Consider the following 23,036-nt stretch of genomic DNA (forward strand, 5'->3'; position numbering starts at 1 on the left):
AACCAGCCATATGAGCCGGTCACCGGGCCGGCCACGAAGGAGGGTACGAGTGCACGCGACGGTCCGCTGGGTGCGCAGTGGCGGCATCAGCACGCTGATCTTGCTGTTGCCGCTGCTGCTCACCTTCGGCTACTTCGCCTGGTTCCCCATCGGCAACGCCGTGGTCATGAGCTTCCAGGAGACGAACCTGGTCGACGAACCCACGTGGATCGGCCTGGACAACTTCACCACCATCTTCGGCGATCCGCTGTTCTGGACCTCGGTACGCAACACCGTCTACTTCACCTTCCTGGCGCTGCTGTTCGGCTATCCGGTGCCGCTGGTGCTCGCGGTGCTCATGAGCGAGTTCCGGCGCGGGCTCGGCCTGTACAGCATGCTGGCCTACCTGCCCGTGGTCGTCCCGCCGGTCGTCGCCGTGCTGCTGTGGCGGTTCTTTTACGACGCCAGCACCACCGGCGTGTTCAACACGATCCTGGGTTGGGTCGGGCTGGGCCCGTTCGAGTGGATCCAGTCGGCGTCGATGGCGATGCCATCACTGGTGCTGCAAGCCACGTGGGCCAACGCGGGCGCGACCGTGATCATCTATTTGGCGGCGCTCACCTCGGTGCGGGCCGAGCTGTACGACGCGGTCGAGGTCGATGGCGCGGGAATCTGGTACAAGATCTGGCACGTGACGCTGCCACAGCTCCGGCACATCCTGCTGATCACACTGATCCTGCAGGTGATCGCGACCTTCCAGATCTTCACCGAGCCGTTCCTCATGACCGGTGGCGGCCCGAACAACGCGACCACCACCATCTTGCTGCAGATCTACAACTACGCGTTCCGCTTCGGCGACTACGGCGCGGCCACGGCGCTGTCCCTCGTGCTCGCCGTGTTCCTCGCGATCATGTCCGCGATCTACTTCCGCGCCACCCGGTCCTGGAGTACGTCATGAACCATCTCGTACGCACCCCCGAACGGGCCCGGCCGGGCGCGGCCTCGACCGGGACGCCACCCTCGAAGGCCCCGGAAACCCGCCGCCACACCCGGCGCCGTCTGCGGACGGCCCGGCGGGCGCCCGCGCCGGAGGAGCGTGGCGTCCTCTCCGAGTTCGATCGGGATCGCGCCGCGGTGCGCTGGGGACTGCGGATCGCGCAGGCGCTCGTTCTCGTGGGGCTGATCGCGGCCAGCCTCGGCCCGATGCTGTGGCTGGCCAAGGCGGCCATCAGCACGACGCAGGACACGCTGCGCGAGCCGCTCGCCTTGTGGCCGAGCGGCATACAGTGGGAGAACCTGGCGACAGCGTGGAACCAGGCCGAGATCAACCGCTACTTCCTCAACACCGTCTGGGTGGCGACGGGCTCGTGGTTCTTCCAGCTTCTCGTCGCCACCACCGGCGGCTACGTGCTCGCGGTACTGCGCCCCCGGTTCACGAAACTCCTCACCGGCGCGGTGCTCGCCACGCTGTTCGTCCCCGGAGTCGTCGTCCTCGTCCCGCTGTTCCTCACGGTGCTCGACGTGCCGCTGTTCGGGGTTTCGCTGCTCAACACCTACTGGGCGGTGTGGCTGCCAGCGGGCGCGAACGCGTTCAACGTGCTCCTGGTCAAGCGGTTCATGGACAATCTGCCGCGTGACGTGTTCGAGGCGGCACGGGTGGACGGCGCCGGCCCGTTCCGGTTGCTGCTGTTCGTGGTGCTGCCGATGTCCAAGCCGATCCTCGGCGTCGTGTCGATCTTCGCCGTGCTGCACGCGTGGAAGGACTTCCTGTGGCCGCTCATCGTGCTACCCGAGCCGCAGCTGCAGCCACTGTCCGTGCGGTTGCCCGTCATCCGCGACACGGTCACGCTCGACGTCTTCCTCGCGTCGCTGCTGATCTCCACGCTGCTGCCGATCGCGATCTTCCTCATCTTCCAGCGGCTGTTCCTGCGCAACGCCGGCCTCGGCAACGCCGTGAAGGCCTAGCCCCCGCAAGCCTCCGCTGATCATGAACACTAATCGACCTATGAGGTCGACTAGTGTTCATGATCATGAGGTGAGGCGGTCGAGGTCCTGGTGCAGCAGGCCGTAGTTCACGCCGTCGACGAGCGCGGCCCACGACGCCTCGATGACGTTGGCCCCCACCCCGACGGTCTCCCACGAACTCGCGCCGTCGGTCATCTCGACCAGGACGCGGGTCACCGCGTCGGTGCCGTGCGCGGCGTCCAGGATGCGCACCTTGAAGTCGATCAGCTCGATCTTGTCGATCTCCGGGTAGAGCGTGCCGATGGCAGTGCGCAGGGCGTGATCCAGCGCGTTGACCGGGCCGTTGCCCTCACCGGTGACCACGGCGCGTTCCCCACCCGCGCGCAGCTTCACCGTCGCCTCGCTCACGGCCTCGCTGTCCGGGCGCGATTCGGTGATGACCCGCCACGACTCGACGTCGAAGAACCGGGTGCGCTCCTCTCCAGCTTCCTCGCGCAGGAGAAGCTCGAACGACGCGTCAGCCGCCTCGAACGTGTACCCGGCCGCCTCGAGTTCCTTCACCCGGCGGGTGACCCGGGTGACCAGATCGTGGTCGTTGGACAGGTCGAAGCCGAGCTCGCGTCCCTTCAGCTCGACGCTGGCCCGGCCGGCCATGTCCGAGACGAGCATCCGCATGTCGTTGCCGACCTCGGATGGATCGGTGTGCTGGTACAGGTCCGGATCGACCTTGATGGCACTGGCGTGCAAGCCGGCCTTGTGCGCGAAGGCGCTGCTGCCGACGTAGGGCTGGCGGGAATACGGCACCAGGTTGCTGAGCTCGGCGATGGCGTGCGCGATCCGGGACGCTTCCGGCAATGCACCAGCGGGCAGCACCTGCTGCGAACGCTTCAGCTCGATGTTGGCGACCACCGTGATCAGATCGGCGTTGCCGGTACGCTCGCCGGTCCCGTTGATGGTGCCCTGCACGTGGCTGGCTCCGGCGTCGATGGCGGCCAGCGAGTTCGCCACCGCGCAGCCGGTGTCGTTGTGCGCGTGCATACCCAGCCGGGCACCGGTGGCGTCGGACACCTCGGACACGACGGAACGGACGTCGTCGGGAAGCATGCCGCCGTTGGTATCGCACAGGACGACGACCTCGGCCCCGGCGTCGACGGCCGCATGGACCACGTCCAGCGAGTAATCCGGGTGGCTGCGATAGCCGTCGAAGAAGTGCTCGGCGTCGAGGAACACCCGCCGTCCCTCACCGACAAGGAAGGAGACCGTGTCCCGGATCATCTCGAGGTTCTCGGACAGCGTCGTCTTCAGCGCGCGCTCGACGTGCCCGACGTGGCTCTTGGCCACCAATGTCACGACCGGAGTGTGCGCGTTGAGCAGGGCGCGCACCAGCTCGTCGTCAGCGGCCGCGGCGTGGGCCTTGCGCGTCGATCCGAAGGCCACGAGCGTGGCCGTCGACAGATCCAGCTCGGTGCGGGCCCGCTGGAAGAACTCGGTGTCCCTGGGGACGGCGCCCGGCCACCCGCCTTCGATGAACCCGACGCCGAGCTCGTCGAGGAGCCGCGAAATCGCCAGCTTGTCCTGGACCGACATGGACAGTCCTTCTTGCTGGGCGCCATCGCGCAATGTGGTGTCGTAGACGTGGAACCGTTCGACGTCCACCGTGCTCGCCCGTTGACCTTCGCTGCTCACTTCCTGGCTCCTCGATTGTTGTCGGAATTCACCGTAGCGACGCCGCGCCGTCACCGCCGCCCGGAACGCAAAAAACCCTTCGCACGAATGCGAAGGGTTTGCGCGCCGGCCGTGGTGCTGGTGCCGGCGCGCCTAAATAATGATCATCCAATGGGTCATCGTTCTGAAGCATGCCACAGATACCGTCACGCGCGCCAGCACATGTAGCCACATGACGAGACGCGGACAGACACGGAGTGGACACACCGCTGGCTCGACGCCAGGCTCATAGCATCAGAACACCCCAGAGATGAGGTCTGCATGCAGCTTGACGGTCTGCTTTCCTTCCCGCTGACGCCCTTCACCTCCGATGACGAGATCGCCCTCGACGTTTTCGCGGAGCACCTCGAACGGCAGATCGCCGCCGGACCGGCAGCGCTGTTCGTCGCGTGCGGCACCGGCGAGTTCACCGCACTGGGCCAGGACGAATACCAGAAGCTCGTGAGCACGGCGGTGCGGGTCGCCGATGGCCGGCTTCCCGTCGTCGCCGGCGCCGGGGGTGGTCCGCGAGTGGCGAGAAGTTTCGCCCGTCATGCCGCCGACGCCGGTGCCGACGGCATACTCCTGCTTCCGCCGTATCTGGTCGCGTGCCCGCCTTCCGGGCTCGTCACTCACGTCCGGTACGTCACGCACAGCATCTCGCTGCCCGTCGTCGTGTATCAGCGGGCCAATGCGGTGCTCGATACGGACGCGGCACGTGCCCTTCTCGACGTTCCGGGCGTCGTCGGTGTCAAGGACGGCGTCGGCGACGTCGAAGCGATGCGACGCGTGACCGTCGCGGTCACGGCGAGCGGGCACCCGGCGGCATCCGGGTTCTCGTTCCTCAACGGCCTCCCCACGGCCGAGCTCTCCGTTCAGGCTTACCGCGCGATCGGGGTGACCGGCTACTCGTCCGCCGTGCTGTGTTTCGCACCGGACATCGCGACGGCGTTCTTCGCCGCCGTGCGAGACGGTGATCAGGCCCTGGTGGACACGCTGCTGGCGGAGTTCTACCTGCCCCTTGCCCAGCTCCGGGACACGGTTCCCGGGTACGCGGTGTCGTTGGTCAAGGCGGGGGCGCGGCTCACCGGGCTCCCTGTGGGACCAGTCCGGCCACCGCTCGTCGACGCGACCACGGAACACCTCGACCGGTTAACCCAGATCATCGAGCACGGCCGGGCGGCACTCGCCCGCGCGACGGCGGCCAGGACCGCGGAGACGCCGGTGACCGCGCCATGAGCGACGACACCACCAGGTATGACGATGCCGTGCGCGTCACCGGCGTGACGATCACACCGGCCGCGTTCCCCGACCCTCCCCTGCTGAACTCCGTCGGCGTGCACCAGCCGTGGGCACTGCGAGCCGTCGTCGAGGTGCACACAGCTGGCGGGCTCGTCGGCCTGGGTGAGACGTATGGCGACGCGGCGCACCTGTCGTTGCTGTCCGACGTGGCGGCGACCCTCACCGGCCTGGACGCCTACGACATCGCGGGTCTCGCCCGGCGGGTCACGACCGTACTCGGAACCGCCGAAGCTCCGGATCGCCACGGCCTGACCGGGCATTCCAGCCCTTCGAAGACGGCGGCCAGTGTCATCGCCGCGTTCGAGACCGCGCTGCTCGACCTCCAGGGGCAGGCCGCCGGTCGGCCCGTGTACGCGCTGCTCGGCGGCAAGTACCGGGACCACGTGCCCTTCGCCGCGTACCTCTTCTACAAGTGGGCGGCCCACCCCGGCGCCGAACCGGACGGGTGGGGTGAAGCCCTGGACCCTGACGGCGTCGTCGCCCAGGCCCGGGGGATGATCGACCGGTACGGTTTCCGGTCGATCAAGCTGAAGGGCGGCGTGTTCGAGCCGGCCGAGGAGATCGGCGCCGTGCGCGCCCTGCGGCACGCCTTTCCCGGACACCCGCTCCGGCTCGACCCGAACTGCGCCTGGACCGTAGACACGTCGGTCCGGGTCGCCCGCGAGACGGACGGGCTGCTGGAATACCTGGAGGATCCGACACCCGGTATTGGGGGCATGGCCCGGGTGGCAGAGCGGGCCGCCATGCCGCTGGCCACCAACATGTGCGTGGTGCAGTTCGCCGACCTTCCCGAGGCGTTCGAACGCGGCGCCGTGCAGATCGTGCTGGCCGACCATCACTACTGGGGCGGGCTGCACGCGTCGATCCAGCTCGCCAAGATCTGCGAGACCTGGGGCGTCGGCGTGTCGATGCACTCCAACAGCCACCTCGGTATCAGCCTCGCGGCTATGACCCACCTCGCCGCGGCGACGCCCGTCTTGCAGCATGCCGTCGACACGCATCTGCCCTGGCAAGAGGGAAACGACGTGGTACAGCAGCCGCTGCGGATCATCGACGGCGCCGTGCAAGTACCCGGGGAGCCCGGCCTGGGAGTCCGTCTTGACCCGGACGCGCTCGCGCGGATGCACGAAAACTACCTGACATGTGGCATCCGCGAACGCGACGACACGACGTACATGCAACGGTTCCACCCCGAGTTCGAGTTGCGGCGACCGCGATGGTGACCACCTGCTGTCGGCGCGGCCGACCCGCACGCGCGGTGCCCGGTCCATCCGTACACATATCTCGCCGCAGCTGATACGATCCAGCATCACAGATCATATACGAAGTCTGATTTGTCCGGGTGGCGGTGAGCTATCGTGAGCGACCTCAGCCAGACGGCGCACGCCGATCACATCACGACGTCGGTGGTCCACGACTTCCACGACTTCCGGCACCTCGTCTCGTCATCGTTCGTGCCGCTGAACGTGACGAGCGACCGGCCCGAAGCCTTCCGTGGACGGATGCGCTCGTGCGGCGTGGACAACGTGCACCTGACCGAGATCAGCGCGACGGAGCACGTCGTCGAGCGGACACCGGAGCTCATCGAACGCGCCGACAGGCGCTACTACAAGCTCAGCCTGCTGCTCTCCGGTACCGGCATGTTGATTCAGGACAGCCGGCAGGCGGTGCTGCAGCCGGGTGATCTCGCGGTCTACGACACCCACCGGCCGTACTCCCTGGTCTTCGAAGGTGATTTCCGGACCATGGTGGTGATGTTCCCCCAGCACCTCATCCCGCTGCCGGTCGAGATGGTCGGCCAGCTGACCGCGGTGCGGCTGTCGGGCGGTTCCGGCGTGGGCAACGTCGTCGTGCCGTTCCTGGCCCAGCTGAACGGGAACCTCGAACAGCTGCGTGGTGCCACCGGTACCCGGCTGGCGCACGGGGCCCTCGACCTGGTCACCACGCTGTTCGCCAGCGAGCTCGACATCGAGCGCACGGCCACCGACCCGCACCACGCACTCATGCAGCGCATCCGCGCCTACATCGACGAGAACCTGGCTTCCACCGATCTGGGGCCCAGCCGGATCGCCGCGGAACATTACATCTCCACCCGTCACCTGCACGGGTTGTTCCGGGAGCAGGGCACCACCGTGTCCAGCTGGATCCGTTCGCGGCGGCTGGAGCGCTGCCGGCGCGACCTCCTGGACCCGGTGCTCGCTCACCGGCCCGTGGCGTCCATCGCGGCAAAGTGGGGCTTCGTCGACGCCGCCCACTTCAGCCGGGTGTTCAAGGCGACGTTCGGCCGCTCGCCCAGCGAGGTGCGCGCCGGGCGGTGACGGGCTCACCGGGGAGGTGCGCGCCGGGCGACGACTTCACCGGGGAGTTCACCGGGACTGCCGGGCCGGTGAACGCTTGACCGGGAGTGCCTGGCCGTTGACGGCCCGTGCGCGGACCCCGCGTTCGTCTTGAGGTGCGCACGTCCGGCGCGACAGCGTGGGCGCAACCCCGTTCGCCCAGGGAGCCCACGATGACAACGTTGCCCGCGACCAGCCGCCAGGTGGTCTTTCCCGGTCCGGATCGGATCGAGCTCGACGACATCGACGTGCCCGCGCCAGGTGCCGACGACGTGCTGGTCCGCATCCGGAAGGTGGGCATCTGCGCGACGGATCTGCACCTGCTGGCCGGTCACATCGGCGACCCGTTCCCGCTGGTCCCCGGCCACGAGTTCGTCGGCGAGGTGGCCGCACTGGGGGACCGTGCCGCGGCCACGCGCGGCCTCGCGGCCGGCGATCCGGTGGCGGTCGAGATGCTGCTTCCCTGCCAGGCGTGCCCGCGCTGCCGGGAAGGCCGGTACAACCTGTGCGACGCCGACGACATGGCGACGGGCCTGGAACGCGGCCGGCAGTACGGCGTCAACGTCGGGCGGGACGTGCCGCCCGGGCTCTGGGGCGGATACGCCCAGTACCTGATCGCGCCCCGGGAGGCGATCGTGCACCGGCTGCCGCGCGGGCTGGACTGGAACGTCGCCGTCCTGGTCGAGCCGCTGGCGGTGGCCTACCGGGCCGTTGCCCGGGCTGCCGTCCGTCCCGGCGAATCGGTCGTCGTCATCGGCCCCGGGCCGGTGGGACTGCTGGCCGCGGCGGCCGCCCGCAGCGCCGGGGCCGCACCGGTCACCGTCGCCGGTACCCGCGCGAACCGGCTGGAGCTGTCCCGCCGGTTCGGCGCCGACGTCACCGTCAACGCCCGCGAGGCCGACGTGCGCGAGACAATGATCGAGCAGACCGGCCGGCTCGCCGACGTCGCCATCGAGGTCGCGGGCAGCACGGCGGCGCAGCAGGAAGCGGTCACGTTGGTGCGGCGTGGCGGCCGGGTAGTGCTCGCCGGCGCGTGCGGCGCGCACACCACGGTGTCCTTCCGGGCCGACGACGACCTGCTGACCCGCGAGATCGACCTGCTGCCGGCGTTCCTGTCGGCCGGCGGCTTCGAGCCCGCGATCGGCTTGCTGGCCCGCGGCGACGTCCCGTTCGCGGAGCTGGTCACACACCAGTTCCCGCTCGACGACGTGGCTGGAGCGTTCAAGGTCATCGAAGGCCGCGAGGGAAACGTGGTCAAGGCCGTTCTCGACCCGTGGCCGGACGGCGACCCGGCGGATCCCGGCCATGCCTGAACGCGCCAGACGGCGACCGCCCCAGCTGGCCACCACCGGAACGAAAGGATCATCAAACCCATGCCGGAAGTCAGCAACCAGGCCCTGGCCGAAGCGCCGGAGGACGAATGGCGCGACTATGAAGACTTCGCCGCCGGAATCGACACCTACCGGCTGCCCAACGCCGACCTGTCCGGGCGCGCACTGCGGGTGAACCTGATCGACGGCCCGGACATCACCCTGCGCTTCCAGGACGCCAGCACCGTCACGTGGGAGGCGACGGGGACCGTGAACGCGCCGCCCGGCACCGACGATCCCTACGACGCGGTGCCGATCCGCGACGACGTGTTCTACGTTCACCTGCCGCTGACCAGCGTCGACCGCCAGGCGCTGACCATCATCTTCTCCACGACGACGCATCGCGCCCTCGGGGTGCACACGGTGATCCAGCCCGAGCCCATACCCGAGATGCCCCAGGTGACCCAGGAGTTCTGGTCCGGCATCACCGACGGCGGCGAGCCCGCCGGCGAGGCACCGGGGCCGTCCCGGTACCTGATCGGCAAGCGCAACATCTACCGCTACAGCCCCGCGCACCTGTACGAGCACGTGTACATGTCGTCGCAGCGGTACGCCTGGCAGTGCCTGCAAGGGGCGCAGCGCGGGCATGGCGACATGGACCTGTCCACGGTCTGGAAATTCCAGGAAGAGCTCTACCTGTTCTGCTTCCGCGAGTTCCGGATCCCGGTCGCCAGCGTCTGGCTGCACGACCTCGGCTATGCCCTGCGCACCACCGGCAATTTCCTCGGGTTGAACGGGGACGGCGAGCCCGAGCACAGCCGGGCCGGCGGGCACATCTACCCCCTTGGCTCGGTCGCCTATCCCGACGTCCAACCCGTCTGATCTGAGAGGACCTTCATGGCGAACATCGATGTCATCGCGGAGCACTATGCCGCCAGCGACCGCGGCGACCTGGAGGGCATGCTGGCCATGCTCGCCCCGGACTGCACCTGGACCGAGGCGGAAGGCTTCCCGTACGCGGGAACCTACGTCGGCCCCGAGGCGGTGCGCGCCAACGTGTTCGAGCGGATCGCCCGGGACTGGGACGGTTTCACCTTCACCCTGGCCGAGCTGCTCGATGCCGGTGACACCGTCGTCGCCCTCGGCCGCTACAGCGGCACCAACCGCGCCACCGGCCGCACGTTCACCGCCCGGGTCGCGCACGTCTGGCGGCTGTCGGACGGGCGCGTCACGAGCTTCGAGCAGATCGTCGACTCCGCGATGGTCGACGCCGCAATCAGGTAGGACCGCCGCCTCCCCACGCGGCGGCCAACGGTCGAGCGACACCGCCACCACGACGCTGCCAGCAGCGTCCGCAGCCGAGAAATCCACCAGGGGCACCATGCCCACGAGGAAGGAAACCCATGAGAAGTCTGCTCGGGTTCACCGCTCTCACCGCGGCCGGCGCGCTCGTGCTGAGCGCCTGCAGCGAGGACGGCACCGCCGGCGGCGAGTCCGGCGGCACGATCGTCGTCGGGTCGGTCAACACGCTCAGTGGCTCTGCCACGTTCCCGGAGGCATCCGAGGCGGCCGCGGCCGTGTTCGACGCCGTCAACGCCGAGGGCGGGGTGAACGGCTACACCATCGACTACACGATCGTCGACGACAAGGGCGATCCCGCCGCGGCGGCGTCGGCCGCCCGCGAGGTGGTGGCGCAGGACGAGGCCGTCGCCCTGGTCGGGTCCGCCAGCCTCATCGAATGCCAGGTCAACGCCGACTACTACGTCCAGGAGGACATCCTGTCCATCCCCGGTATCGGCGTCGACCCGGACTGCTTCACGACGCCGAACATCGCGCCGGCCAACGTCGGCCCGTTCCACGACATGACCCTCTCGCTGCTGTACGGGTCCGAAGAGCTCGGCCTGGACAACATTTGCGCCCTGCTGGAGATCGCCGGCAACACGCTTCCGGCCTACAAGGAGGCGATCCAGCGGTGGAGCGACATCACCGGCAAGGAGCTGCTGTACATCGACGAGGAAGTCCCCTACGGCGCGTCCGACTACACGTCGTACATCGTGCGGGCCCGGGAGGCCGGCTGCGAGGCGATCACCGTGAACCCCGTGGAACCGGACTCGATCGGGCAGCTGAAGGCCGCCGAGCAGCAGGGCTGGGACGACGTGACATGGCTGCTGCTGACCAGCGTGTACAGCGAGAACTACGCGGAGGCCGTCAGCGAAACCGGCAACGGCGTGTACGTGCCCGCCGAGTTCTACCCGTTCACCGACTCCGACAGCCCGGAGACCGAGGAGTGGCGCGACCTGATGGTCGAGAACGACATCGACCTGACGTCGTTCAGCCAGGGCGGGTTCCTCGCCGCCACATACTTCGTCGAGGTCCTCGAAGGCATCGAGGGCGACATCACCCGCGAGTCGGTGCGAGAAGCCCTGCGCAGCATGGAACCGATCGAGAACCCCATGGTGGGCACGCCGTACGTCTTCGGGCCGGGCGACACCCACCACGACAACACGGCGGGATTCCCGGTGCAGCTGCAGAGCGGCACCAACGAGTGGGAGCTCGCGGGAGACGAGTGGCTGCACATTCCCGAGGAACACCTGCCCGGCGAATGAGCGGCCCGGCTGCTGGTGCGTCCGGCAGGGCGTGATCCACAGCGCTCACCCCTGCGAGGACGCACCGGCACGGGGATGTGACGAGAGAGGAGCGGCGGATGCTGCAGGGAGCACTGGCCGGGCTGGCCGCCGGCGGCGTGTACGCCGTGCTGGGCGTGTGCCTGACACTCATGTCACGCCTCGTGCGCGTGGTGAACTTCGCCCAGGCGGCGGCCGGCATGTTCGGCACGTACATCGCCGTGTGGCTGGTGAGCAACCAGGGAGTGCCGATCTGGCTGGCCACGGTGGTGGCCGTCGGGTGTGGAGCGGCCATCAGCGCGGCGATCGGGTGGGTGGTCAGCACGTGGCTGTCCGAAGCCGACACCAGCGCCCGTTCGGCCGTCACGGTCGCCGTGCTGCTATTGCTGATCTCGCTGTCGTTCATCCTGTTCGGCAACAAGCCGCAGCCGTTCCGCCCGATCCTGGGCGGTCCGGCGTTCCAGGTCAGCGGCGTGGTGATCAGCCAGGTCGCAGTGTTCACGGTGACCATCGCGGCCGTCGTCGCGGCCGCGTCGCATGCCCTGCTCACCCGGACCGCGGTGGGCATCAAGTTGCGCGCGCTCTCGGAGCGTCCGACCACCGCGGAGCTGATCGGGATTCCGGCCAAGCTGTTCGGCATCGCGGTCTGGGCCGCGACCGGCGCCGTCGGCACCCTGGTCATCGCCATCGTGGCGCCGAGCCAGTCAAACGACGCCATCGCGCTGTCGATGCTGGTGGTGCCGGCGGCGGCCGCCGCCCTGCTGGGCGCGTTCCGGCGGCTCGACCTGGCCGTCGTCGGCGGGCTGGCGCTGGGTGTGCTGCAAGGCGCGGCCGCGCAGATGACCGAGCTGTCCGTCGCCCGGCACTTCCTGCCGTTCCTGTTCATCGTCGGCCTGCTGGTGTGGTTCCAGCGCAAGGAGGTATGGGATGCCGCACGCTGACACGGCCCGCGTGCTCCGGCTGGCGGCGCCGTTCGCGGTGGCCGTCGCGGCGATCGCCGCCGGCTACGGATTCAGCGTCACGCTGTCTGGCTACCTGGTTTACCTCGGCATCAGCGTGATCGTGGCCTGCATCGCCATCCTGGGCCTGGGCGTGGTGACCGGCAGCGCCGGCATGATCGCGCTGTGCCAGCTGACGTTCGCCGCGGTGGGGGCGTGGTTCGTTTCCGGGCTGAACGTCATCGGCGCTCCGGGCGGGTTCGTCGCGTGGCTCGCCGTCGGCGGGGTGGCTGCCGGGGCGGCCGGGATCCTCGTGGGCCTGCCGGCGCTGCGGCTGCGCGGCGTCAACCTGGCCGTCGTCACCCTCGGCCTGGCGGCCGCCGCCGACGTCGCGCTGGTCCAGGTGCAGTTCCCCGGCACCGCGTCGGGAACGTTCGTCCCGCGTCCCGGCCCGTTCGCCGACGACCGCTCGTACTTCGTCTTCTCCGTCATCGTTCTCGTCGCCTGCGCGACGACGCTGTACGTCCTCCAGCACAGCAGGTGGGGCAGCAGCTGGAAGTCGGTCGCCTTCTCCGAGCGCGGCACCGCGGCCGCCGGGACGAGCGTGCCCAGGTCGAAGTTGACGGCGTTCGCGGTCAGCGCGGCCCTCGGCGGCATCAGCGGTGGCCTGCTGGCCGGCCAGGTCGGGCTCGCGCTCCCGGCCAGCTTCACCCCGCTCCAGTCGCTGGCGCTGTACGTGCTGTCGATCATGGCGGGGGCCTACCTGATTGACATGGCGCTGTTTGGCGCGCTCCTCTGGGTGGCCGTGCCGGAGCTGCTCAAGAGGTGGGGCGTGCCGCAGGACTGGGGTTTCGTCGTCTTCGGCGCGCTGGGCGTGCAGGCGCTGGCCAGCGGCACCAACCTGGGCGCCGTGATCCGCACGACGTGGTGGAATCGCACTGCCGGACGTGCCCGCCGGCAGGCGGCCACGCGGACGCTGGCCGCGCCAGTCACCGACGTGGCGGCGCAGCCGCCGGCGGCTGCGCCCGGCGGTGCACCGGTGCTGGAGGTCTCGAACCTCAGCGTCAGCTTCGGGCAGGTGCAGGCGCTGCGCGACGTGAACCTGGCCGTCCCGCAGAACGCGGTGGTCGGGCTGATCGGGCCGAACGGTGCCGGGAAATCCACACTGGTCGACGTCATCAGTGGCTTCCTCCCGCGTGCGGAAGGAACGGTCACGCTGGACGGTACGTCGATGGCCGGCCTGTCCCCCACCCGGCGCGCCCGCCTCGGCCTGCGCCGCACGTTCCAGCAAGACCGCGTGCCACCGGGCCTGACCGTCGACGCGTACGTGCGGTTCGTGGCCCGGCGCCGGCTGTCTCACGACGAGCTCGCCGGCACGCTGGAGTTCTTCGGCTGCCCGCCACCCCGAACCCGGCTGAGCACGGTCGACGTGGGAACCCGGCGGATCATCGAGGTGGTGGGGCACCTGCTTGCCCGGCCGCGGGTCATGCTGCTCGACGAACCGGCCGCCGGCCTCTCGCACGACGAGCACATCGCCCTGGCCGAGCGGCTGCGCCAGGTCCCCCACCGATTCGGGGTGTCGGTGCTGCTGATCGAGCACGACCTCGACCTCGTGCGGTCGGTGTGCGACACCATCACCGTGCTCGACTTCGGCGAGGTCCTCGCGGCCGGGCCGCAGGAGGAAGTCCTGTCCGACCCGGCCGTTCTGAAGGCGTACATGGGCGAGACGGAGATGCTGTGAACGCATTGGAACTGCGCGACGTGACGGTGTCCCGGGGTGCCGGGCCGGTCATCCGGGACGTCAGCCTGGACGTGCGCCCGGGAGCCATCACCGCGCTCGTCGGGCCGAACGGCGCCGGCAAGACGAGCCTGCTGGAGGCGGTCTCCGGGGTGGTCCCGGTGTCCGGCGGCTCGATCAGCGTGGACGGCACGCCGATCACCCGGCTGTCCCGGGTGGCCCGGTCAAGGCTCGGGCTCGTGCACATCGAGCAGGGCCGGGCGGTGTTTCCCAGCTTGACGGTCGTGGAGAACGTGCGGCTGTCCGCTCGCAGCAGCGCCGAGCTGGACGACGCGCTGGCCCTGTTCCCGGAGCTGGACGAGCGCCGTGACTCCCCGGCGGAGCTGCTCAGCGGCGGCGAGCAGCAGATGGTGGTACTGGCCCGGGCGTTCGCCGCGCGGCCGGCGTTCCTGCTGATCGACGAGATGTCGCTGGGCCTGGCGCCGGTGGTGTTCACCCGCCTGCTGCCGATGGTGCAACGGTTCGCGGACCAGGGTGTTGGCATCCTGCTGGTGGAGCAGTTCACCCACCTGGCGCTCGGGCTGGCCCGGGAGGCGCTCGTGGTCGCGTCCGGGCGGGTCACCTATCACGGCGACGCGCAGGCGCTGCGCGACTCTCCCGACACGCTGCACGCCGCCTACCTCGGCGGCTAACCACCGCCGGCCCGCCTGAATGATCATGTTTGGTACGTTTTCTCGGGCGATAACACGTCTACAGGCGTGTTATCGCCCGAGAAAACGTACCAAACATGATCATTCGGAGTTGGCGGCGCGTTCGAACGCCAGCGTCGGGAGGTCGACGACGTGCGCCCCGCCGTCGGCGACCAGCACCGAGCCGGTCATATACGACGAGTCGGGCGAGCCGAGGAACCGGATGATGGTGGCGATCTCTTCCGGCTCGGCGGCTCGGCGCAAGGGCACTTCGGCGGTGGCCATCTGGTAGCCGTCACCCGGATCGGTGAGCCCGCCCAGTTCGGCGAGCTTGGCCATCTCGTCGTCCGCCATGGGGGTGTGCACCCAGCCGGGACACACCGCGTTGGCACGCACTCCCTGCGGGCCGTAGTCGCGGGCGAGCGTGCGGGTCAGCCCGATCAGCGCGTGCTTGCCCACGGTGTAGCCGGCCAGGTTCGGACCGGCGAACAGGCCCGCCAGCGAGGAAACGATGACGATCTGGCCGCGCGACTCCAGCAGGGCCGGCACGGCGGCGCGGGCGAACACGAACGCGGTGGTCAGGTTGGACTGCAACGCAAACGCCCACTCGTCGTCATCGGTGTCGGTCACCGAGGACAGGCCCTGGCCTCCGGCGTTGGCCACGGCGACGTCCAGCCGGCCGTACTCGGCCAGCGTCGTGGCCACTGCTGCCTCGGCCTGCTCGCGCTCGCTCACGTCGGAGACGACGGCCAGGCCACCCGTCTCGGCCGCGACCTTCTCCAGCGGGTCGCGGCGGCGCCCGGTGACGACGACGCGCGCCCCGGACGACGCGTACAGGCGTGCGGTGGCGGCGCCGATGCCGGTGCCACCGCCGGTGATCATGACGACGGTGCCCTCAAGAGTGCTCATCGGGTCCGATGATGCCTGGCCACAACGGTGCTGATAGGGCTCACAGGCGCGGCATGCCGATGCCGACAACAACCGTGCGCTGCACGACAATCACCAGCCGCGCGGATCCGGCGACACTGGTTCGACCGCTCCGAACCGTCGAAGGATGAGCATGTCGCATGCTGCTTGCCACGGATCCGTGTCCGAACCCCGTGCTGTCCAGCACCCGCTCGATCCGCTGACCGCCGACGAGATCCGGGTGGGGTACGCGGTGCTTGCCGCAGCCGGCCGGCTCACCAGGTCGACCAGGTTTCCACAGGTGCTGCCAGTGGAGCCGGCCAAGGACGTGGTGGCGTCGTTCAAGGACGGCGACCCGATCGAGCGGCGCATCCTGTTCACCGTCCTGGACACCGACACCGGGGAGTCGGCGGAGGCGGTGGTGTCGGTCACCGAGAACCGCATCGTGTCCTGGCGGCCCCTGGACACCGCGAACCCGCCGTACGGCCAGCCGCAGTACCTGTTCGAGGAGTACGATCGCGCCGAGGCGATCGTCAAGGCGTCGCCGCAGTGGCAGGCGGCGATGGCCCGGCGGGGCCTGGCCGACCGGATGGAGCACGCTTTCTGCAGCCCGCTCGCGCCCGGCTTCCTCGGACGCGCCGATGAGGCCGGCCGGCGCGTCATCCGTTCGCTGACCTTCCTGCGCGACGACGAGGACGACAGCCCGTGGGCGCACCCGGTGGAGGGACTGATCGCGCACGTCGACCTCACGGCTCGCGAGGTCATTCGGCTCGAGGACGAGGGCGACGTGCCAGTCCCGGCAGCACACGGACGGTACGACGCCGCGTCCGCCGGGCCGGCACGCGCGTCGCTGAAGCCGATCGAGATCACCCAGCCGGACGGGCCGAGCTTTCACGTCGACGGATCGGCGGTGACCTGGGAGAACTGGACGTTCCGGGTCGGTTTCAATGCCCGCGAAGGGCTGGTGCTGAACCAGGTGGCTTTCCGCGACGGCGACGAGGACCGGTCGGTGCTGCACCGCGCGTCCGTGCCGGAGATGGTGGTGCCGTACGGCGACACGTCACCCACCCGGTTCTGGATCAGCTACTTCGACGCCGGCGAGTACCTGCTGGGCAAGAACGCGAACTCGCTGGAACTCGGCTGCGACTGCCTGGGCGTCATCCACTACTTCGACGCGTTCGTCGCCGACGACCAGGGCAACCCGGTCAAGATCCCGCAGGCGGTGTGCATGCACGAGGAGGACTACGGGATCCTCTGGAAACACACCGACCTCAACGGCCGCAGCGAGGTGCGCCGCTCGCGCCGGCTGGTGATCTCGTACTTCGCCACCGTCGGCAACTACGACTACGGCTTCTACTGGTACTTCTACCTGGATGGGACGATCGAGCTGGAGGCCAAGGCCACCGGCATCGTGTTCGCTGGCGCCGGTCACCCGGGAGAGCCCAACCCGCACGCGCCGGAGATCGCGCCCGGCATCTTCGCCCCGGTGCACCAGCACCTGTTCTGTGCCCGGCTCGACGTCGCCGTCGACGGCGCGGCCAACTCCGTCTACGAGGTGGATGTCGAGGGCATCGCGGCGGGTCCGGAGAACCCGCATGGCAACGCGTTCACCTGGCAGGCCACGCCGCTGCGCCGGGAGCGTGACGCGCAGCGGATGGCCGACCCCGCCCGGGCCCGGGTGTGGGAGGTGCGCAGCGCCGAGCGCACCAACCGGGTGGGCAGGCCGACGTGCTACCAGCTGGTGCCGAAGACGTCGGCGACGCTCATGGCCCGGCCCGAGTCCAGCGTGTACGCGCGGGCCACGTTCGCCACCAAGCACCTGTGGGCCACCGCGTACCACCCGGACCAGCGGTTCCCCGCCGGCGACTACCCGAACGCGCACGCCGGAGGCGCCGGATTGCCGGCGTGGACGGCGGAGAACCGCAGCCTGGAGGGCACCGACATCGTGCTCTGGCACGTGTTCGGCCCCACGCACATCCCCCGGCCCGAGGACTGGCCGGTGATGCCGGTCGACTACTCCGGCTTCGCGTTCAAACCGTACGGCTTTCTCGACCAGAACCCCGCTCTCGACGTGCCGGATGGCCGCCCTGCGGCGGCGGGGGCGTCGGACGCCTGCCACTGCGGCCCCTAGAGGAGATTCATATGGACATGACCAGTACCAGCACGAACGGTGACGGCTCGACGGCGCGGCAGGTGGACCTGTCGGATCGTTCCACCTGGTTGCCGCTGGACGGCCTGGCACCCGGGTTCGACGCGCACAAGGCGCCGCCGGTGGATGACCTGGCGGGGTGCACCGTCGTCACCGAGAACCCGGGCGGGACGGCGATCACGTACCACTTCACCGGCCGGCACGTCCGCTGCGAGCCCGGTGCGACGGGCGACGTCGACGACGATGACGATGGGCGCGGCGCGGCCGGGCAGCACGGTGACGACGAGTACGAGGCGTTCGTCGTCGACGACGACCTCTACTACGTGCAGTACCACATGGCAGGCCAGCCCGAGAGCGCCGTCTCGCTGGTCCTGGACCTGCGGTACGGGCGCGCGCTGCGGGTGGTGAGCACCATCGGCACCGCCGCGGAGGTGCCCCGCGTCACGCAGACCTTCACCCCGGCCACGATCCAGGGCCGGCAGGCGGCGGGCGCGATCGCGCCGAGCACCACGCTCGTCGGGCGCCGCACCATGTGGGTGTACAGCGACGAGCACGCCTACGAGCACGTCTACCTGAGCCCGCACTGGTACACGTGGCAGTGCCTCGCCGGCCCGGAGAAAGGGCTGGCCGACACCGACGAGAACACCGTCTACGAGATCCGGCCCGGGATCTGCCTGTTCGCCTGGCGGGAGAAGGTCGTCCCGTGCGCCGCCGTGACCGTCGCCGACCACCGCGATGCTCGCGACCTGCGCTCGCACGGCGTGCTGTTCGGGCTCGACGAGACCGGGAAGCACCCCACCTACTTCACGTTCGGCGCGTTCGGCCGGTTGCTCAGCGTCACCGCGCACCCGGACCGCTACGACCCGGCGCTGGCGTAACGGAGGTTGGCATGGCCGTGCACGCTGACCTGATCTTCACCAACGCGGCGGCCTACACGGTCGATCCGGCCCGGCCGTGGGCGTCGTCGGTCGCGATCCACGACGGCCGGGTTCTCGACGTCGGCGGCGACGACCTCGCCCGCGACCTGCGCGGCCCGTCAACGGAGGTCCGCGACCTGCGCGGGGCATTCGTCATGCCGGGCCTCGTCGACGTGCACGTCCACCATGCCCTGGCCGGCAAGGCTGACCTGTACGAGCTGACCTTCTCCGCGAACGCGGGGCTGGCCGAGATCCTCGACGCGGTGCGCGAGCGGGCCGCCGCGCTCGGGCCGGACGAGTGGGTGCTGGGCGGCGCCTGGGGGTCGACCCTGGTGGAGACCGTGAACCGGGAGTCGGCCCGGCGGGCGCTGGACGAGGCGTCGGGCGGGCGCCCGGTGATGCTCAGCGACGACAGCCGGCACAACCGCTGGGTGAACACTCGCGCCCTGGAACTCGCCGGGATCACGGCGGACAGCCCGGACCCGGACGGCGGGGCGATCGCGCGTGACCCCGAATCGGGCGAGCCGACCGGCGTCCTGCTCGACGGCGCGAGCACGCTGGCCGAAGCAACCGTGCGGGCCACCGGTGCGCTGTCGGCCGAGCAGCACGTGCGCTGCTCGGAGCGGGCCATCGAGATGCTGCACTCCTACGGCGTGACGGCGTTCCAGGACGCCGGTGTGTCGGTCGACATCCTGCGCGCGTTGAAGTCGATGGACGACGGTGGCCGGCTCGACGCGTGGGTGGTGACATCGATGCTGATCAACGATCCGCTGTTCGGCTTCTCCCCCATCGGCGAGGAACTGATCGCCGTCGGCGACAGGTTCCGCAGCACCCATCACCGCCCGGATTTCGTGAAGATCTTCCTCGACGGCGTGCCGCCGACGCGCAGCGCGGCGTTCCTGGAGCCGTACCTCCCGGACGGAAAGCATGGCGCGGACTACTGCGGCTCGCCCACCATGACGCCCGACGAGCTGGCCGGCTGGCTGCGCGGCACGGCCCGTTCCGGCCTGTCGGCCAAGGTGCACTGCACCGGCGATGCCGCCGTGCGGGCCTTGCTGGACGCGGTCGCGGCCGTCCGCACGGAGGGACACGTGGACGTCCAGTACCAGGTGGCGCACGGCCAGTTCGTGCACCCCGAGGACATTCCCCGGTTCGCCGCTCTGGACGTCGCGGCGGACATCTCCCCGTACATCTGGGTGCCGGGCGTGATACCCGAAGCCATCGCGGGAGTGCTGCCGGCCGAGCGGGCGGCGCGCATGCAGCCCAACCGGGCGCTGATCGACGCGGGAGCGCTCGTGGCCGGCGGGTCGGACTGGCCGGTCAGCGAATCGCCGAACGCGTGGGAAGGCATCCAGGGCCTGATCACCCGGCAGGACCCGACCGGGCAGCATCCGGGGACGCTGTGGGCCGAGCAGGCGATCACGCTGGCCGAGGCGATCGAGGTCTTCACGCTCAACGGCGCGGTGGCGATGGGCCTGGGCACGGTGACCGGCTCGTTGCGGCCGGGCAAGTCGGCCGACCTGATCGTGACAGATCAGAACCCGTTCGAGGTGGATCCGATGTCGATCATCGGTACCCGGGTGACGGAGACGTGGTTCGCCGGGAGGCAGGTCTTCGAAGCGGGCTGACCGGGCTGCACCCGGCGAGCTGGCCCGGCGGGCTCGCTGACCGGGCTGGTGGCTCTGCGAGCCTGCCCGTGATCGTGCGGCACCGGCCACAGTCCTACACTGGTAGACGCAAATCGCCGTACGATCAGCTCGAGTTGCGGACCAGGGAGCCCAGGTGCCGAAGATCATCGACCATGACCAACGCCGCCAGGATATCGTCGACGTGACGTGGGAGTTGATCACCAAGGGCGGCATCGAGGCCGCCACCATGCGCGAGATCGCTGCCGCCGCGGGTTTCGCCAACGGCGCGCTCAAGCACTACTTCCCCAGCAAGGACGACATCATCCAGGCCACGTACGAGCGCGCGCTGGAGTTCATGAAGGGCTACGTCTCCATCGAGGGCCGCCGCGGGTTCGAAGCGCTGCGCGAGGTGTGCCTGTCCTCCATGCCGATCGACGACGAGCGCATCACTGCCGGCCGCGTCCTGCTCACGTTCTGGCAGAAGTCGCTGACGAACCCGAAACTGCACGACAAGTACCTCGAGCACCTGCGCGAATGGCGCGCCCTGCTGCACCGGCTGATCGCCGAGGGCCGCGAGGACGGCGACATCGTCACCGAGACGCCGGACGAGCAACTGGTCGACGAGATCGTGCTGATCAACGCCGGGGCCAACGTGATGAGCCTGGTGGGTCCGCAGTACACCACCATCGAGCTGCAACGACAGCACGTGGAATCGCTGCTCGACCGGCTCACCCGCCCCTAGCCAGCGAGGGTGCGGCGCAGGAACCCGGCCGCGTGCGCGTGCGAGCGGGCGGCAGCGGGCAGTTCGGTGTGCAGGCCGTAAAAGCCGTGGATCTGGCCGTCGTAACGGGCCAGCTCGACGTCGACGCCCGCATCCGCCAGCCGCCGCGCGAACTCCTCGCCCTCGTCCCGCAGCACGTCATACTGCGCCGTCATGATCAGCGCCGGAGGGAGACCACGGAGGTGGGTGGCGCGCAGCGGCAGCAGGTACGGGTCGGCCAGCTGCGCCGGATCGGTCACGTACTGGTCGAAGAAGAACCGCATCGCGCCGGCCGTCATCCCGTAGCCGGTCGCGCACTCCACGTACGACGCGAAGCCGTCGTCCGGATGCCCGTACACCGGGCAGACCGGCACTTGAGCCCGGATCGGCGGCCCGCCACGGTCGCGGGACATCATGGCGACGACGGTGGCCAGGTTGCCGCCGGCGCTCTCCCCGCCGATCGCCACCCGGGTGCCGTCGACACCCAGCTCGCCGCCGTGCGCGGCGACCCACTCCAGGACGGCGTAGCAGTCGTGCGGCGCGGCCGGGAACGGGTGCTCGGGAGCCAGCCGGTACTCGGCGGCGACGACGGCGACGCCAGCGGCGTTGCACACGGCGCGCGAGGCGACCTCGTTCTCGTTGGCCGAGCCGATGGTCCATCCCCCGCCGTGCAGCCAGATGTAGGCGGGCCACGGACCGGGTGTGTCGGGCGTGTACAGGCGCACCGGTATGGCACCACCGGGTCCGGGAACGTGCAGGTCGCGAACGGAGCCGACCGGTTCGAGCGGGTCGGGCAGCCGGATGCCGGCGGCGAAGGCGGCGCGCATCTGGGGCGCGGAGATCGGCCCGGGCGGCGCGCTCTCGCTCCCCGCCATGCCGTCGAGCAGGGTCTTCACAGCTGGGTCGAGGGTCATGTCGCGCTCCCGTCAGGCCGCGTCGGCGTGCAGGACGCGCGGGCTGCCGGGTAGCGGGGTCATGCCGGTGGCGCGCCACCCGGTTTGCGCCAGCCAGCCGCGCACGTCGGCCTCGGGATAGACCACGGTGCCGTCGATGACCAGGTACTCGCCGGCGTGCAGGGCGTCGATGGAGCGTTGATGCTGGTCGTCGTCGAGGTAGAAGTCGAGGAGCAGCAGCCGTGCGCCGGGCGTCGCGGCGGCCCGGGCGCGCCGGAGGATCTCGACGTTCTGCTCGGGGCTGAAGCGGTGGATGACGTGATTGACCATGATGAGGTCGAACTCGCCGGCCGGCTCGGCGGTCGCGGTGGGCTCGCCGATGACGACGCTGCGGTCGTCGACGCCGGCGGCTGTCACGTCGGCCGTCACGGTATCCACGGCCTTCGGGTCGAAGACGAACGTCGCGTGCAGCTGCTCGTTGGCGCGCATCGCCTCGATGCTGAAGGCGCTGGACAGGCCACCGAGATCGAGCAGCCTCCGGTACGGGGTGAGGTCGACGTGCTGCGCCAGCATGCGCGCGTGCAGCCGGTTGTAGGCCATCACCCCGGCCAGGAAGGTCGCCCAGCGGTCGTCGTCCATGCCGAGGTCGCCCGGTTCACCGGTGCGTACCGTGGCGTCGAACTGCTGCCAGTGCCCGTAGCTGATCTCGTCGAGGAACGTCAGGTAGGGCCCGAGGTCGAGGGCGGCGTGGTCTCCGGTGAGATAGGCCCGCGCATCAGCCGGGAGCGAGTAGCGGCCGCCGTCGCGGTTCACCAGCCCCTGCGCGGCCATGCCGTCGGCGAGGATGCGGGCGACCACTGATGGGGTGCCGGTGCGCCTGGCCAGCTCGTCGGCGTCGAGCGGGCCGTCGGCGAGGGCGTGGAACAGGCCGGTCCGGCTGGCCGCGAACAGCAGCTTGGCCCCCATGTAGCTGGTGGCGATGTCGAGGATGCGGGAGGGGTCGGGGGTGGACGTCATGATCATGCTCCTTCGTGGGCGACGGCGGCGCGGCGCCCGGACGTCCGAAACCGTCCGGGCGCGCGGCCAGAAAGTCTACATATGTTGACAATAACCTCACAAGACCGCTCTCTCCAGGAAGAATGCCACCCTGACACGACTCGGTTTCGATTTCCTACAGCCGTGGAATAACCATTGACAG

At 69.7% G+C, this 23,036-nt stretch carries 20 protein-coding genes; 16 read left to right on the forward strand and 4 right to left on the reverse strand.

The annotated features are described in order from the left end of the window. Nucleotides 1–10 precede the first annotated feature (10 nt). Nucleotides 11–937, forward strand: coding sequence for an ABC transporter permease subunit (locus DPM12_RS14320; RefSeq protein ID WP_170313705.1), 927 nt, complete (start codon nt 11–13; stop codon nt 935–937). After that, nucleotides 934–1,944, forward strand: a complete 1,011-nt coding sequence (locus DPM12_RS14325) for a carbohydrate ABC transporter permease (protein ID WP_112259012.1) — start codon at nt 934–936, stop codon at nt 1,942–1,944. The genes DPM12_RS14320 and DPM12_RS14325 overlap by 4 nt, the downstream gene beginning before the upstream one ends. A 63-nt stretch (nt 1,945–2,007) precedes the next feature. Here the strand turns inward: DPM12_RS14325 and cimA are convergent, their stop codons facing one another. Further along, a complete protein-coding gene (gene cimA, locus DPM12_RS14330) occupies nt 2,008–3,630 on the reverse strand; it encodes a citramalate synthase (RefSeq protein ID WP_245951280.1) in 1,623 nt (540 codons plus the stop codon). 300 nt (nt 3,631–3,930) lie between these two features. Between cimA and DPM12_RS14335 the strand changes: the two genes are divergently transcribed. From DPM12_RS14335 to DPM12_RS14380, 10 genes are all read left to right on the forward strand, one after another. After that, nucleotides 3,931–4,887: a 5-dehydro-4-deoxyglucarate dehydratase gene (locus DPM12_RS14335; RefSeq protein ID WP_112259013.1), complete on the forward strand. Its 957-nt coding sequence runs from the start codon at nt 3,931–3,933 to the stop codon at nt 4,885–4,887. Continuing rightward, nucleotides 4,884–6,173: a glucarate dehydratase family protein gene (locus tag DPM12_RS14340; RefSeq protein ID WP_112259014.1), complete on the forward strand. Its 1,290-nt coding sequence runs from the start codon at nt 4,884–4,886 to the stop codon at nt 6,171–6,173. The genes DPM12_RS14335 and DPM12_RS14340 overlap by 4 nt, the downstream gene beginning before the upstream one ends. Before the next feature lie 135 nt (nt 6,174–6,308). Continuing rightward, entirely contained in the window at nt 6,309–7,268 is a 960-nt protein-coding gene (locus DPM12_RS14345) for an AraC-like ligand-binding domain-containing protein (protein WP_112259015.1), read from the forward strand. A 191-nt stretch (nt 7,269–7,459) separates the two neighbouring features. Beyond that, nucleotides 7,460–8,599 carry a zinc-dependent alcohol dehydrogenase gene (locus tag DPM12_RS14350; protein WP_112259016.1) on the forward strand — a complete coding sequence of 380 codons (1,140 nt, stop codon included), beginning with the start codon at nt 7,460–7,462 and terminating at the stop codon, nt 8,597–8,599. An 84-nt stretch (nt 8,600–8,683) separates the two neighbouring features. Continuing rightward, nucleotides 8,684–9,478, forward strand: a complete 795-nt coding sequence (locus DPM12_RS14355; protein WP_112259045.1) for a MoaF C-terminal domain-containing protein — start codon at nt 8,684–8,686, stop codon at nt 9,476–9,478. Between the two features lie 15 nt (nt 9,479–9,493). Then, nucleotides 9,494–9,880: a nuclear transport factor 2 family protein gene (locus tag DPM12_RS14360; protein ID WP_112259017.1), complete on the forward strand. Its 387-nt coding sequence runs from the start codon at nt 9,494–9,496 to the stop codon at nt 9,878–9,880. A 119-nt stretch (nt 9,881–9,999) separates the two neighbouring features. Next, nucleotides 10,000–11,202: an ABC transporter substrate-binding protein gene (locus DPM12_RS14365; protein ID WP_112259018.1), complete on the forward strand. Its 1,203-nt coding sequence runs from the start codon at nt 10,000–10,002 to the stop codon at nt 11,200–11,202. A 98-nt stretch (nt 11,203–11,300) separates the two neighbouring features. Further along, nucleotides 11,301–12,161, forward strand: coding sequence for a branched-chain amino acid ABC transporter permease (locus DPM12_RS14370; protein ID WP_112259019.1), 861 nt, complete (start codon nt 11,301–11,303; stop codon nt 12,159–12,161). Beyond that, entirely contained in the window at nt 12,148–13,899 is a 1,752-nt protein-coding gene (locus tag DPM12_RS14375; protein WP_112259020.1) for a branched-chain amino acid ABC transporter ATP-binding protein/permease, read from the forward strand. Before DPM12_RS14370 ends, DPM12_RS14375 begins: the two co-directional genes overlap by 14 nt. Beyond that, nucleotides 13,896–14,588, forward strand: a complete 693-nt coding sequence (locus DPM12_RS14380; protein ID WP_112259021.1) for an ABC transporter ATP-binding protein — start codon at nt 13,896–13,898, stop codon at nt 14,586–14,588. The genes DPM12_RS14375 and DPM12_RS14380 overlap by 4 nt, the downstream gene beginning before the upstream one ends. A gap of 99 nt (nt 14,589–14,687) precedes the next feature. On the opposite strand, the gene DPM12_RS14385 is transcribed toward DPM12_RS14380, so the two are convergent. Further along, entirely contained in the window at nt 14,688–15,494 is an 807-nt protein-coding gene (locus DPM12_RS14385; protein WP_112259022.1) for an SDR family NAD(P)-dependent oxidoreductase, read from the reverse strand. Nucleotides 15,495–15,645: 151 nt separating this feature from the next. Here DPM12_RS14385 and DPM12_RS14390 point away from each other — a divergent pair, with 151 nt between their 5' ends. From DPM12_RS14390 to DPM12_RS14405, 4 genes are all read left to right on the forward strand, one after another. Continuing rightward, on the forward strand, nt 15,646–17,622 hold the full coding sequence (locus tag DPM12_RS14390; RefSeq protein ID WP_112259023.1) for a primary-amine oxidase: 1,977 nt from the start codon (nt 15,646–15,648) through the stop codon (nt 17,620–17,622). A gap of 17 nt (nt 17,623–17,639) precedes the next feature. After that, nucleotides 17,640–18,518, forward strand: a complete 879-nt coding sequence (locus tag DPM12_RS14395; protein WP_112259046.1) for a MoaF C-terminal domain-containing protein — start codon at nt 17,640–17,642, stop codon at nt 18,516–18,518. A gap of 11 nt (nt 18,519–18,529) precedes the next feature. Further along, entirely contained in the window at nt 18,530–20,185 is a 1,656-nt protein-coding gene (locus DPM12_RS14400) for an amidohydrolase (protein WP_211658991.1), read from the forward strand. Nucleotides 20,186–20,339: 154 nt separating this feature from the next. Then, nucleotides 20,340–20,927: a TetR/AcrR family transcriptional regulator gene (locus DPM12_RS14405; protein WP_112259024.1), complete on the forward strand. Its 588-nt coding sequence runs from the start codon at nt 20,340–20,342 to the stop codon at nt 20,925–20,927. On the opposite strand, the gene DPM12_RS14410 is transcribed toward DPM12_RS14405, so the two are convergent. After that, nucleotides 20,924–21,859: an alpha/beta hydrolase gene (locus tag DPM12_RS14410; RefSeq protein ID WP_112259025.1), complete on the reverse strand. Its 936-nt coding sequence runs from the start codon at nt 21,857–21,859 to the stop codon at nt 20,924–20,926. The two genes, DPM12_RS14405 and DPM12_RS14410, sit on opposite strands and share 4 nt — an antisense overlap. A 12-nt stretch (nt 21,860–21,871) precedes the next feature. Continuing rightward, nucleotides 21,872–22,855: a methyltransferase gene (locus tag DPM12_RS14415; protein WP_112259048.1), complete on the reverse strand. Its 984-nt coding sequence runs from the start codon at nt 22,853–22,855 to the stop codon at nt 21,872–21,874. Nucleotides 22,856–23,036: the final 181 nt, after the last annotated feature.

It is taken from the genome of Phytoactinopolyspora halophila, assembly GCF_003287285.1.
Classification (GTDB): Bacteria; Actinomycetota; Actinomycetes; order Jiangellales; family Jiangellaceae; genus Phytoactinopolyspora_A; species Phytoactinopolyspora_A halophila.